The 13,120-nt window shown below is 43.9% G+C and carries 11 protein-coding genes and 6 tRNA genes; 9 read left to right on the forward strand and 8 right to left on the reverse strand.

Annotated elements, in window-relative coordinates; translation table 11 throughout:
* Nucleotides 1-212 precede the first annotated feature (212 nt).
* Genes AC0J2X_RS19625 through AC0J2X_RS19640 form a run of 4 tightly spaced genes read left to right on the forward strand, consistent with a single transcriptional unit; the run spans nucleotide 213 to nucleotide 3,928 of the window.
* Nucleotides 213-1,211: a sensor histidine kinase gene (locus tag AC0J2X_RS19625; RefSeq protein WP_472996363.1), complete on the forward strand. Its 999-nt coding sequence runs from the start codon at nucleotides 213-215 to the stop codon at nucleotides 1,209-1,211.
* 4 nt (nucleotides 1,212-1,215) lie between these two features.
* Nucleotides 1,216-1,911, forward strand: coding sequence for a response regulator transcription factor (locus AC0J2X_RS19630; RefSeq protein WP_049585909.1), 696 nt, complete (start codon nucleotides 1,216-1,218; stop codon nucleotides 1,909-1,911).
* Complete coding sequence (locus AC0J2X_RS19635) at nucleotides 1,911-2,567, forward strand: potassium channel family protein (protein WP_014948916.1); 657 nt, start codon at nucleotides 1,911-1,913, stop codon at nucleotides 2,565-2,567. The genes AC0J2X_RS19630 and AC0J2X_RS19635 overlap by 1 nt, the downstream gene beginning before the upstream one ends.
* Nucleotides 2,564-3,928 carry a TrkH family potassium uptake protein gene (locus AC0J2X_RS19640; protein ID WP_039227356.1) on the forward strand — a complete coding sequence of 455 codons (1,365 nt, stop codon included), beginning with the start codon at nucleotides 2,564-2,566 and terminating at the stop codon, nucleotides 3,926-3,928. Before AC0J2X_RS19635 ends, AC0J2X_RS19640 begins: the two co-directional genes overlap by 4 nt.
* Here AC0J2X_RS19640 and AC0J2X_RS19645 read toward each other — a convergent pair.
* From AC0J2X_RS19645 to AC0J2X_RS19655, 3 genes are all read right to left on the reverse strand, one after another.
* Complete coding sequence (locus tag AC0J2X_RS19645; RefSeq protein ID WP_472996365.1) at nucleotides 3,925-4,248, reverse strand: hypothetical protein; 324 nt, start codon at nucleotides 4,246-4,248, stop codon at nucleotides 3,925-3,927. The two genes, AC0J2X_RS19640 and AC0J2X_RS19645, sit on opposite strands and share 4 nt — an antisense overlap.
* Nucleotides 4,249-4,313: 65 nt before the next feature.
* Nucleotides 4,314-4,529: a DUF3820 family protein gene (locus AC0J2X_RS19650; RefSeq protein WP_014948919.1), complete on the reverse strand. Its 216-nt coding sequence runs from the start codon at nucleotides 4,527-4,529 to the stop codon at nucleotides 4,314-4,316.
* Complete coding sequence (locus AC0J2X_RS19655) at nucleotides 4,530-6,350, reverse strand: ABCB family ABC transporter ATP-binding protein/permease (RefSeq protein WP_283617595.1); 1,821 nt, start codon at nucleotides 6,348-6,350, stop codon at nucleotides 4,530-4,532.
* Nucleotides 6,351-6,674: 324 nt separating this feature from the next.
* Here AC0J2X_RS19655 and moaA point away from each other — a divergent pair, with 324 nt between their 5' ends.
* A complete protein-coding gene (gene moaA, locus AC0J2X_RS19660; RefSeq protein ID WP_061485310.1) occupies nucleotides 6,675-7,643 on the forward strand; it encodes a GTP 3',8-cyclase MoaA in 969 nt (322 codons plus the stop codon).
* Nucleotides 7,644-7,771: 128 nt separating this feature from the next.
* Nucleotides 7,772-8,299, forward strand: coding sequence for a GNAT family N-acetyltransferase (locus AC0J2X_RS19665; protein WP_014948922.1), 528 nt, complete (start codon nucleotides 7,772-7,774; stop codon nucleotides 8,297-8,299).
* Between the two features lie 45 nt (nucleotides 8,300-8,344).
* Here the strand turns inward: AC0J2X_RS19665 and AC0J2X_RS19670 are convergent, their stop codons facing one another.
* The 5 genes from AC0J2X_RS19670 to AC0J2X_RS19690 form a co-directional block, all read right to left on the reverse strand.
* Nucleotides 8,345-9,967 (reverse strand): response regulator, encoded by a 1,623-nt coding sequence (locus tag AC0J2X_RS19670; protein WP_039227364.1) that lies wholly within the window; start codon nucleotides 9,965-9,967, stop codon nucleotides 8,345-8,347.
* Nucleotides 9,968-10,211: 244 nt separating this feature from the next.
* Nucleotides 10,212-10,287 (reverse strand) — tRNA-Val (locus AC0J2X_RS19675).
* A 37-nt stretch (nucleotides 10,288-10,324) separates the two neighbouring features.
* A tRNA-Val gene (locus tag AC0J2X_RS19680) sits at nucleotides 10,325-10,400 on the reverse strand.
* A gap of 37 nt (nucleotides 10,401-10,437) precedes the next feature.
* A tRNA-Val gene (locus tag AC0J2X_RS19685) sits at nucleotides 10,438-10,513 on the reverse strand.
* A 38-nt stretch (nucleotides 10,514-10,551) separates the two neighbouring features.
* Nucleotides 10,552-10,627 (reverse strand) — tRNA-Val (locus AC0J2X_RS19690).
* 757 nt (nucleotides 10,628-11,384) lie between these two features.
* On the opposite strand from AC0J2X_RS19690, the gene gltX reads away from it, so the two are divergent.
* The 3 genes from gltX (at nucleotide 11,385) to AC0J2X_RS19705 (ending at nucleotide 13,120) form a co-directional block, all read left to right on the forward strand.
* Nucleotides 11,385-12,794: a glutamate--tRNA ligase gene (gene gltX / locus AC0J2X_RS19695; protein WP_342341390.1), complete on the forward strand. Its 1,410-nt coding sequence runs from the start codon at nucleotides 11,385-11,387 to the stop codon at nucleotides 12,792-12,794.
* A gap of 85 nt (nucleotides 12,795-12,879) precedes the next feature.
* Nucleotides 12,880-12,955, forward strand: a tRNA-Ala gene (locus AC0J2X_RS19700).
* A 92-nt stretch (nucleotides 12,956-13,047) separates the two neighbouring features.
* Nucleotides 13,048-13,120, forward strand: a tRNA-Glu gene (locus tag AC0J2X_RS19705).

Here is a 13,120-nt window from a genome sequence, read left to right on the forward strand (position 1 = left end):
GTAATGCGTAATGCGTAATGCGTAATGCGTAATGCGTAATGCGTAATGCGTAATGCGTAATGCGTAATGCGTAATGCTTAAAGTGACCAACATCGCATTGGCAAGTTGAAGAAACGGCATCATTGAGATGCCGTTTTTTTTACCTAAATTTTACGCGTATATTTGATGTTAGGTTGATATGCTCGTTGTGTTGAAGTAAACACGATTGACCTATGACCCAATTTAAACACGGTTTCTATACACTCTTTATTATGGCTGTGGCTATTTTAGGGTGTTTAGCACTTAGCAACTGGTTACTGCCCCTTGGCGGTATTCTGCTCATTCTACAGCTTGCGTGTGCTATTGTGGCGTTAACGACCTCAAGGTTTTACGGCTTGCTTGCAGGGGTAGCCGGAGCACTGAGCTTTAATTATTTTTTCACCGAGCCTTTGCACTCATTTCAAATTGCAGAAGTTGAAGACAGCATAAATTTTGTCGTTTTCATCATTGTAGCCATCCTCATTAGCGAGCTTGCTGTCTACGTCAATTCTCAACAACATGCACTACAGGTTGTTAAAACGCAATCTAGTGTCCTGCGATCTGTGTCACACGATTTGCGTACGCCGCTCTCTACCATTATCGGTTCTGTTGAAACCTATATGACATATCAAGACAAGCTTGATGATATTGAGAGACAGGCACTGTTAAAAGGGGTTCACGATGAAGGTAAACGCCTTTATGTTTACGTTGAGAACCTGCTTCAAGCCACACGAATTGAGCATAACGCGTTAGCGCTAAATTTAACCCATGTAAACCTGACTGCCTTTTTAGCTAACCTTGAAAGTCGTATCAACAGTGGTCGACTAAAAGTGATCAACAACAGTGACAGTCACGGTATAACTGTGTCTGAATCACTGTTTGAACAAGCTTTATTTAACGTAATTGATAATGCCCTTAAATTCAGCGATGACAGTGTATTGCTGATGGTTAGCCACTCTGATGGAGAGTTTAAGTTTCAAATAGCCGATAAAGGCGAAGGGATCAGTGATGAACAACTTCAAGCGCCAGTACAGCTTTTTCAAACCAGTCGTCGCAGTGATAGCGGAAAAGGCGGCATTGGCTTAGGGCTAAGCGTAGCAGCAGGCATAGTTCACGCCCATGGTGGTGCTATCAAGCTGTCGAATACCACACCAGGCCTTCTCGTCAATATTACAATTCCAAAAAGGGATTAGCGCAATGAGCCACACCATTCTACTTGTTGAAGATGATGCGAATATTCGTCAGATGCTGAGCATTGCGTTAGGTGCAGAAGGCTACCTTTGTGTTGAAGCTGCTTCGGTTCGAGAAGCTTTGTCATTGTTTAATCAGCACCGTCCTGACCTTGTCATACTCGATTTAGGGTTACCTGATGGTGAGGGCAGTGAAGTACTTAAACGTATTAGAGAATCCAGTCGCCTGCCAGTGCTCGTGTTGTCTGCAAGAGATCAGGAGTTAGACAAAGTCGACCTGTTGTCCCGGGGGGCCAATGACTATGTTAGCAAGCCTTTTGGGATCAGGGAGCTTGTCACCCGGGTGAAAGTACTGCTTAGAGACTTCAATCCTGTGGTTGAGCCCACAACGCCCACACGACAGATTGGCAAGATAGCATTGGATATTACCGAGCGACGGCTGCTCGTTGAAGGCGAAGTTATCGCGCTCGCCCCAAAAGAAGTTCAGCTTCTTGACGAGCTTACAAAACAGCCTGGGGCATTTATTAGTCAGCAAGAATTGTTAAGAAGAATATGGGGTCTGCATCATAGTGAAGATACCCACTACATCCGCGTTCTTGTAAGACAGCTAAGAAAGAAGATAGATCCGTTCGAGAAAGATTTAATAGAGACAATGCCTAAACAAGGCTACCGAATAGCGGTTGATAAACCGGAGGCTAATTAATGTCGCACTTTAGTGTAATTGGGCTTGGCAAGTTTGGCTTAACGGCCAGTTTAGAGTTAATTCATATGGGACACACCGTTACAGGAATTGACCAAAGTGAAAAGCTGGTTGAACAGTATGCAGGTGAGTTTACACAGTGCGTTGTGTGTGATGCCAGTGATGAGCGTGCACTCAAGGAATTAAACTTGTGTCAGAGCGAAGCCGTGCTTGTTGCTATTGGCGAGGATATGCAAGCTAGCTTACTGTGTACGTTAGCACTAAAAAACTTGGGCGTAGCCAATATTTGGGTGAAAGCTAATAGCTCTGCTCACCACGCTATTTTATCCAAGCTGGGTGTATCGAAAATTATTCACCCTGAAGAAGAGATGGGAGCAAGGGTGGCACAAGCGCTTAACTATCCAATGGTGAATGACTACTTGGGTATAGGGCACGGCGTTTATATCGTTGATGTCATTTTGTCTGATCACTTTTCTTCACAGCGCTTAAAAGACGTGCTGTCCGTCGGTAAGGGGCAAGTCTCTTGTTTGTTAGTTAAGCGAGGTCACCAGCTACATCATAATCCATCATTAGACTTTGAAGTTACTTCGAAAGATACCGTTATTCTCTGCGGCCATAGAGAGAACCTTGTTAAAATAGCGCCTAGGCTAGCACAATGAACAGATGGGATCCTGGCTACAGACCGATAGAGCGCTCGCCTAAAGGTATCAACAAAATTCAGGTAGGGCCGCCCCTTATTCTCTCTCTAAGCTTTGTGGCGGTGATTTTCTTAGGCACCGTTATCCTAAAATTACCAATGATGACTCATGAGCCCATCTCGTGGATCCAAAGCCTATTTACTTCCACATCGGCGGTTACAGTAACGGGTCTTGTGGTAGTCGATACCGGTTCTGTTTTTACAACAGCTGGGCAAGCGGTGATTGCGGTTTTAATCCAGCTGGGGGGCCTAGGGTTGATGACGTTTGCCATCGTCACGCTCATTGCCTTAGGAAGTAAAATCAGTTTCTTGCAGCAATCGGCAGTGAAGGAGGCGTTTAATCAAACAGATTTATCAACGCTTGTGTCTACAGCAAAGTCGGTACTGATTTTTGCCTTCTTCGTTGAGTTAGTGGGTTTTTGTATTCTGTCGGCCTACTGGATGCAGGAAAAAGGAGTAAGTGAAGCGTTATTTCACGCGTTTTTTTACACCATCTCTGCGTTCAACAACGCAGGATTTGCACTTAGTGGGGATAGTCTTTCCGCCTATGTGGGAGACCCGATTATCAACATCACTATTTCTGCATTATTTATTATTGGTGGTCTCGGGTTTTCCGTTTGGATAGAGCTTCATAAAAAGCGCAGATGGCAACGTATCTCTGTGTATGCCAAGACAATGATATTGGGTACGCTAATTGTCAATGTAACCGCCTTTTTGCTTATCTTTGTTATTGAAAGTGATAATCCTGCAACCTTGGCGAACCTCGATACTCAAAGCGCATTATGGGCATCATGGTTTCAAGCCGTTACTCCAAGAACAGCCGGCTTTAATACGCTGGATATAGCTTCGTTAGAAGATCCAACAACAGCACTAATGTTGTTGCTAATGTTTATCGGCGGGGGCTCAATGAGTACCGCAAGCGGTATAAAACTGATGACTTTCATCGTTTTGATCATTGCCGCATACAACTATATTCAGCGGGGAGCTGCGCCACGACTTTTTGGCAGAACAATTTCAAATGACACTATCAGCAAAGCGCTAGCGCTTACGATGATTTCCATAGGTATTACGTGGATAGCTATTTTTCTTTTATTAATGTCAGAAAAAGCTGACTTTTTGGATATCGTGTTCGAAGCGGTTTCTGCTCTTGGGACCGTGGGTCTTTCCAGAGGGTTAACTGGCGAGCTGTCAAACAGTGGTGAGTGGATCATTATCTTACTGATGTACGCGGGTAGATTAGGGCCTTTAACATTGGCTTATTTTATTGCCAGCCCTCGAATAAGTCGCATTAAATACCCAGAAGCTAAGCTAGCAATTGGTTAACCTGCAAAAATAGCGGCTCGTTCATCTTCACTTAAAATACCGACGAAGATGGTTTCTCTTCTTAAGTTGGCTGTGCGCTCGTCGTCAGCCAAAAGAAGCGCCTTAAATACGTCTGGTTGATGGCGAGCCTCAATTATTCCTTTCCAAAGAAGGTAGCTTCCATAGCGCATCATTTTGTTGTGATAACGGGTTTCTAATGTTTTTTCGACTTCTTCGAATAGTTCTGGTTGCAACATCAGTTTGTCGGCAATGGCATTGTGTATTTTTTTGATACGTTCGTTTACGTCATTTCGACGTTGCTTTCTGGGTCTTGCTAACATAAATCATCGTGTGGTTAGAGTTTACTCATTTTGCCATTAGGGGACGGTGAGTCCCCTTGTGATTGCTAGTCGTCATTTAATAGCGGTTCTACAACAGACTCTAAACCGTTTAGCTTAATTTCATACATTAAAGCGAGCTGTTCACCAAGCTTGTTTTCTGGAAAGCCTTGCTTGTGAAACCAGACCAAATAGGGTTCAGGTAAATGAAATAGGCGTCTTCCAGCGTATTTGCCAAAGGGCATCACTTGGTTAATAGCGGCTTTAATAAGCGTTGGGTCCATTTACTGATTACCTTTTGACTTGGAATTTTCGTTGAGATCTTCATCTTCACGTTGTTGTGCTTGCCATAGTGCTGCGTATTCACCACCTTGCTCAAGCAAATAAGTGTGTGTCCCTTCCTCTACAATGGTACCGTTTTTAAGTACAAGGATCTTGTCGGCATCAACAATTGTGGACAGTCTATGGGCGATGACTAGGCTGGTGTGTCCTTTAGCAGCGTCGCGAAGGGCCGCTAATATCGCACGTTCTGACGTGCTGTCTAACGAGCTGGTGGCTTCATCAAAAATCATGATTGGCGCGCCTTTAAGTAAGGCCCTTGCGATAGATACGCGCTGCTTTTCGCCACCAGAAAGTTTTAGGCCTCGCTCACCTACCGTTGTGTCTAGCTTTTCAGGTAGGCTTTCTACAAATGCTTCAAGATGCGCGAGTTTGATAACTTGTTTAATGTCTTCATCGCTGGCGTCAGGGTTACCGTAGCGAATATTCTCTAGCAAGGTAGTGTTAAACAGCACCGTATCCTGAGGGACAATGCCGATATGTGAACGCAGACTTTGTTGCGTAACCGATGCGATGTCTTTTCCATTTATCGTGATGTCGCCCTGTTGAGGCTCATAAAACCGAAAGAGTAGTTTCATCAGCGTTGATTTTCCTGCGCCGCTTTCACCCACTACCGCTACTTTTGAGCCTGGCGGTACATCAAAGCTTAAGCCGTTAAGTATTTGTCGATTCTCAGTGTATGCAAAATGCACATTGTTAAATCGCAGTGCAGGGTTCGCACAGGTTAATTCTGTAGCGTCGTGGGCATCTTTTATGGCCGGCGTTTGGGCGAGAAGGTCAAACAACTTATCGATATTCGCAAGGCTCCCTCGAATTTCACGGTACACAAACCCCAAGAAATTTAAGGGCATAAAAATTTGCATGGTGAAGGCGTTTATCAATACAAAGTCACCTATGGTCATTTCGCCATTCATGACGCCAAAGGCGGCGTTTGCCATCATAGATGTCATGGCGATAGCGATAATGGCGGCTTGGCCGCCATTCAATGCAAATAGCGACAAGCGGTTTTTTCTTCGTGCCTTTTCCCATGCAGCTAAATCCGTGTCGTAGCGATTGGCTTCAAAGGATTCGTTGTTAAAGTATTTAACGGTTTCAAAATTTAGCAGGCTGTCTACCGCCCGGGAATTGGTGGTCGAGTCTGCTTCATTCATCTGAGTAACAAAGCGAGTGCGCCAATCCGTGGCTTTCATCGAAAAGCCAATGTAAGCCACCACGCTAACTACAATAATTAACGCGAAAGATACGCCAAACTGAAACAAGAGTAAGCCTACAACAAGAGTGATCTCTAATAGGGTAGGAACAATATTAAACACCATAAAACGCATGAGGAAGCTTACGCCGTTGGTACCGCGCTCTATATCTCGTGACAATCCGCCTGTGCGTCGATTTAAATGAAAGCCCAAGTCTAAGTTGTGCAAATGTTTGAAGACTTTTAGTCCAAGGCGGCGCATGGCACGCTCTGTAACTCGTCCAAATAGCGTGTCGCGTACTTCGCCGAGCAAAACATTCAGTAAACGCAGTGTTCCGTAGGCAACGATAAGGCTGATAGGTACCGCTAATGCAAGCGTGGTTAGGTCGCCATTTAAGCTATCGACAGTGTATTTCAATACATAGGGTAGGCCGATACTGGCAAGTTTTGCTGCTACTAGGCAGAGTAGAGCAAGAAATACACGGTGCTTGAACTCTAGGAGATAAGGCCAAAGCTGTGAGAGAACGTGCCATTTAACAGGTTCGTCGACATTGGTAGGAAAACGGTTTTTTCTCATTTTATAGTGTGCTTTATTATTGTGTTTACAGTCTTAGGAACGCGCTGATTCAAAAAATCGCTTTTCGTAAACGATGTAATAGATATTGAGCTAACCTGCTCGTGTAGGGCGATTTTCGCTTTTTGAAGTACGTTTTGAAATAGGCTAGAGATTAAAATGGTCTTATTTATAGCGATGAATGTGTTTAATTTTGGTTTCACCGCGCGTACACTAGAGGTAGTTTAATTTAGTTACCTTGTTATTTACTCAATGTTTTACTGGCTTTTGTTAGATTGAGAAAGCCGTGAATTGAATGACTAAGCAGCACAGGATTAAGGAGTTAGTTTGTTAGAAGATAGTTTCGGTAGACAGTTTCATTATTTACGTTTGTCAGTGACCGAAGCGTGCAACTTTCGTTGTCAGTACTGTTTGCCAGACGGATATGAAGGCCCGACGAGCGATCAGTTTATGACGCTAAACGAAATTGATACCTTGCTCAAAGCCTTCGCTAAGCTAGGTACGTCGAAAGTGCGCCTAACAGGCGGCGAACCAACGCTGCGAAGAGACTTTCTTGATATTTTACAGCTAACAAGTAATACGCCTGGTATCGAACGTGTTGCGATGACAACACACGGAGCGCGAATGGAAAAGTTTGCGCATCAGTGGAAAGAAGCAGGATTACACCAAGTAAATGTAAGTATTGACAGTTTAGATCCCCGTCAGTTTGCCGCTATAACAGGACAAGACAAGCTTAAAGCTGTACTTCGAGGGTTAGACGCAGCGATTGATGCCGGCTTAGACGTGAAAGTGAACTCTGTCTTACTCAACGATTTTTCAGATAGCCGTCTTCATAGGTTTCTTGCTTGGCTAAAAGATATGCCAGTAACGCTCCGGTTTATAGAACTAATGGAGACAGGCGACTTAAATCAGTTTTTCAATAAGCAACATCAAAGTGGTACGCCGCTAAAAAGTACGTTGTTAGAAATGGGCTGGCAGCCTTTGTTGCGTAGAAAAGATGCGGGGCCAGCGCAAGAGTTTTACCACCCTGACTATGCCGGTAAAATTGGCTTAATCATGCCTTACAGCAAAGATTTTTGTAAAACTTGTAATCGACTACGTGTTTCTGCCCCAGGAAAGCTACACCTATGCTTGTTTAGTGAAAACGGAATAGACATGAGACATCTTCTTGCCACTGGAAATGTGGATGAAGTGGTCGCTTTTTTACAAGATGTGCTCGGTCAAAAACACGAAACACACTATTTGCATGAAGGTAAAACAGGGGCAACCAAGCACCTTGCCATGCTGGGAGGCTAGTTAATTGGCTCTACGTTAAAGGAAAATGTAGGGCAAAATAAATACATCGAATAAGTTTGGTTTGTTGTAAAAATGAGCTATATTCAGCGGTGTAAGTATATTAAAAATAATAACGATAAAGGAAGTATATGCATATCAAGGACAGTGCGCGTCTTTCCTACCATTATATCACCGAACAAGACGCAGACTTTTTATGGGAGCTCGATCAAGATGAGCTTGTCATGAAATATATCAACGGTGGCAAGAAGTCTTCTAAGGAAGATATTCGGGAAATCTTTGTTCCTCGTTTCCAAGCCTATTCCAATCCAGCTCTAGGGTGGGGACTGTGGCGCGTGGAAACGCTAGTCGAAAAGGAAAGCATTGGTTGGATTTTAGTTCGACCCTTTGGCTTTTTTACTCAACACCCCGAAAGTGACAATATGGAACTAGGATGGCGTTTTAAGCGCCATACGTGGGGCAAGGGCTACGCAACAGAGGCTGCGGAGTCTGTTAAAGAAGCGCTGTATGATATAGGTGTTGAAAAATTCTCTGCTATTGCTAACCCGCAAAATAGTGCGTCTATCAATATTATGAAAAAGCTAGGGATGACGTTTAGTCACGAGCTTGAGTATAAAGACAAACTCTATCACGAGACAGTAGTCGTCTACTCTAATTAAGTAATCGTATTGGTATAAGAAGGGCGAGGGGAATGACTGACGTTATCATTCGCTCTTTAGAATGCTTTTTACGTTCTCGTAGCGAGAATACTGATCTTCTGACAAAGCTGCCGACTCGAGTGTTTCTCTACATTTTTTGATGGCCGAAAGGGTGTCGGGAAGCATAGGCGCGTTAGCTTTTCGGGCCCTTACTATTGCTTGAAGGTAGTTAAGCGCAATAGAGGGGTTTTTAGGCATGACGCGGAACGCTTGAGCAAATGTTGTGTAAGACTGCTCTAAATTACCCCGTTTATACTGTGCAACGGCGGTGTTGTTAAGTATTTTAGGGCTTAGCGTAATCGCTTCTTTTTCTTCTTTCTCTTGTTTTAAATAGGTGGCCATGAGGTTTAATTCATCGTTCTCCTCATCCTGCCTTGAGGAAATGGCGTCTAAAATCGCAAGGGACTCTTTCTTCATTCCTACTTCATGAAGGGCTTTGGCTCTATCAAGCAAGGCTTCTGTGGAGTGGTGTTGGGCATGATCAGTGTGAAAATCTGACAACAGCATTTGTGCTTTCACTGTGTCGTCTTTCAAATAATGAAGACGCGCGTCAATCACCGTCAGCTCATCGTTTAAGGCTGCTTTCGGGTGAGCCTTTTTCAACTGTCGCAAATACTCATTAGTTTGTTTAACTATGCTGTTTACGTGTTCGGGCTCAGATGTCATAGCAAAATCAACACCCGCTCTTGCGGCAGTTAAATAAATATCTGGCTTGTCATGGATAGAGTCTTTCGCGTAGCGGACCACCTTTTTAGCGCTGTTAAACTGACTTTCGTAATCATGGGTGATCCGCGCCAAATTTATCGCTAACTTATGTCTAGCAATGTTTTGAGGTGAGATATTGCACGCCAGCGATGTACACTCCAGCGCGTCGTCAAAAGCTGACTGCTTAATTTGTAGTTTGGCGAGTAAGTCATAGGCCTCAAGTGCAGAGTCAGGTCGCATTGCTAACTGGATAACTTCTCTTTCGGCATCGTCCAATTCATTGAGTGCCAACAGACTCTTCGCGATCCCCATTTTTGCCCAACTAAAATCTTGAACGTTAATTATCGATTCAAAGAAGGCTACGGCTTCTTGAAACCTTTCTGTGATAATCAACAAATCGCCTTTAATCTTCATCGCTAGCGGAAAGTGTTCGGCTTGTTCAGGCTGCAATAGAAAGAACTCAACCTCGGCCAGGGCTTTTTCGTAGTCCTTTTTATCCATGAATGAATAGATATTCTTTAGCGCTTTTTTCCTTGATAAAACTCTGGAAAGTCGCCTGTCTAACTCGTTAACCGAAAAGGGCTTAGCGATAAACTCATCCGGCTGTAACTCTATGATGGCGTGTACGACTTCTGCTGAGGTATCTGCACTGGTGAAGATGAATGCGCTGGTGAGGGGTAGTGATTGAGTTTCGTTTAGTTGCTCAAGTAAAAAATAACCGCCTTGTTCAGAGCGCAAATTATAAGAGCAGATAATGGCGTCATAATCATGTTCTTGTAGTGCCGAAAGGGCATGAGAGGGCCTATCAACATAGTTCATGTTCTTGAAACCTAACTGCTCAAGTGCATAGTGCATATGGCTTTTCGCCAGCACCTGGTCTTCAGCAATTAACAACTTAGTATTTCTAGCTAAGTGTAGTTTCATCAATTAGTAGCCTCTGAAACATGAGAACCCTTATTTTTCTTACCATATCACGGTAAGTACACCTTAAGTATAGTTCTTTATGGAGACTATCGCATAATGGAAGCTGCTCGTAGCTGAATTTCAGTACTGGTTATTGATAATGATTGCTGGATTTGGTGTAGGAGTAGCCAAAATGCTTTAACGTGACAACGACTAAGACATAGTTAAATTGTTGTGTTTCTAAAGATTGATATATTGAGAGGGATGGTGGACGCTACTGGGCTTGAACCAGTGACCCTCGCCTTGTAAGGGCGATGCTCTCCCAACTGAGCTAAGCGTCCGTATTTTTGATTTCACTGTTTAACCACGGTGAGGAAGTGGTGGACGCTACTGGGCTTGAACCAGTGACCCTCGCCTTGTAAGGGCGATGCTCTCCCAACTGAGCTAAGCGTCCATATTTTTGATTTCACTGTTTAACCACGGCGAGGAAGTGGTGGACGCTACTGGGCTTGAACCAGTGACCCTCGCCTTGTAAGGGCGATGCTCTCCCAACTGAGCTAAGCGTCCATATTTTTTGATTTCACTGTTTAACCACGGTGAAGAAGTGGTGGACGCTACTGGGCTTGAACCAGTGACCCTCGCCTTGTAAGGGCGATGCTCTCCCAACTGAGCTAAGCGTCCATATTTCTTTAAAGCTTGCCTAAGCAAGTGGGGCGGTATTATAGAGTCGGTTCCGTTAGTGTCAACAATAAAATTAAAGAAAAATGACTGTGTGCCCGAATTTTAGACACTCTGGCTGCATCTTAACTAAATTGATGAAAAGAACAGCGTTTTTAATCGCGTTTTGAATCCATCGATAGACAAAAACTGCAGCGTGGGTTTACACGAGCTAGTCGGAGTTTGTGGGGGAGCTTGGGTGGAATTGAAGTGGACAGTCACTTATTTACCACAAACATATAATTAAATTGGCCTCGCACAATGGACACACACTCATTTTTTAAAAGAAGAAGTGGCAAACAAGGACAAAGTGCAAGCGCAAAGTGGACACCCACTTAAAAAACACGCAACGAAAAAACAAAGGAGAGAAGGAGAAAGGACAGACACTCACGTAAACCTGATAAAGTGCGTGCAGTATCTTTTTATTCAAAGTACCTGGTCTTTTCGGACACCCACTTACTTTTTTGAAGCTATTATCGGTTCTGTCACTCTCTGATCGTTGGACTTATCTGAGTGTGTGTCCACTTCAGCAAGAAATGAATTTTGAAAAAGTGGGCTTCAACAATAAGTGTCTGTCCACTTTATAACTCACTTTCTTCGTACCATCTAAACTACTTCAAGAGATTTCTTTTTCCTTCTATTCTTATCTTACTTTTGAAGTCGCGCTTACACTGGTAGAATGCGCCCAACTTTAGAAATACATTAACAATAGAGAGTGACCATGTCGGTTGTTACACGATTTGCACCCAGCCCAACAGGCTATCTTCACGTTGGCGGCGCACGAACTGCGCTTTATTCTTGGCTTCTTGCTAAAAGCAAAGGCGGCGAGTTTGTTCTTCGTATTGAAGATACAGATATCGAGCGTTCAACTGAAGAAGCAAAGCAGGCCATTCTAGACGGAATGCAATGGTTAGGTTTAACGTGGGATACGGGTCCAATCTATCAGACTGAGCGGTTCGATAGATATAAAGAACTTATTCAGCAGCTTTTGAATGAAGGTAAAGCGTATAAATGCTTTATGAGCTCTGAAGAGTTAGATGCGATTCGTGAAGCGCAAAAAGAACGTGGTGAGAAGCCTCGCTACCCTGGTACGTGGAGAGACAGAACGGATCACCCAGAAGGTCAGCCTTTTGTTATCCGCTTCAAAAACCCTCTAGAAGGCAAAGTGGTAATCAATGATCACGTGCGTGGAAAAATCGAGATTAGCAATACTGAGCTAGACGATCTTATTATTCAGCGCTCTGACGGTACCCCTACATATAACTTCTGTGTAGTTGTTGATGATTGGGACATGGGTATTACTCACGTAGTTCGTGGTGAAGACCATATTAATAACACGCCACGTCAAATCAATATTCTTGAAGCGCTTGGTGCACCTGTTCCAGAATATGCTCACGTTTCTATGATTTTGGGTGATGACGGCAAGAAGTTATCTAAGCGTCATGGCGCTGTAAGCGTGATGCAATATCGCGATGATGGTTTCCTACCGCAAGCTGTGCTTAATTACCTTGTTAGGTTGGGGTGGTCTCACGGCGACCAAGAAATTTTCTCAGTTGATGAAATGATTGAGAAATTCAGCTTAGATGCCATTGGGCAATCTGCATCGGCATTTAACACAGAAAAGCTAATCTGGTTGAATCAACACTACATTAAGACATTACCAGCAAGTGAAGTTGCGTCACACGCTAAATGGCACTTTGAAGAGTTGAATGTTGATTTAACGACAGGCCCAGCGCTTGAATCTATAATTGCTATTCAGGCCGATAGAGTAAAAACGCTAAAAGAGTTAGCTGAGATTTCTACGTACTTTTATCAAGACTATGAAGATTTTGATGCGAACGCAGCAAAAAAACACCTTCGCCCAGTAGCTCGCGGCCCATTAGAGCTTGCTAAAGATAAATTAATGGCAATTGAAGAGTGGAACCCAGAAAATATTCAGGCTGCTATAAACAGTACAGCCGAAGAATTGGAAGTGGGCATGGGGAAAGTAGGTATGCCGCTGCGTGTAGCTGTGACAGGTGGTGGTAATTCACCGTCGTTAGATATCACGTTGAATCTTATCTCAAAAGAGAAAATTGGCGAGAGAATCGACAAAGCGCTTACTTTTATAGCAAACAGAGAAAATTCATAAAAAAAGCGTTGACATGACAGGGGGGGATGCCTAGAATGCGCCCCGCTGTCACGGAACAGTCACACAAAATGACTGGTACCATGATGGGGCCATAGCTCAGCTGGGAGAGCGCCTGCATGGCATGCAGGAGGTCGGCGGTTCGATCCCGCCTGGCTCCACCAAGTCACATTGAGATGTGGTTTGATATAGGCTGAAGTTGTTAACGCAGCTTCGGACTGAAAATTCGAAAACTTAGTTTCGAAGAAAGAATTCAGTCCCCTTCGTCTAGAGGCCTAGGACACCGCCCTTTCACGGCGGTAACAGGGGTTCGAATCCCCTAGGGGACG

It is taken from the genome of Alteromonas sp. R7 (assembly GCF_055755235.1).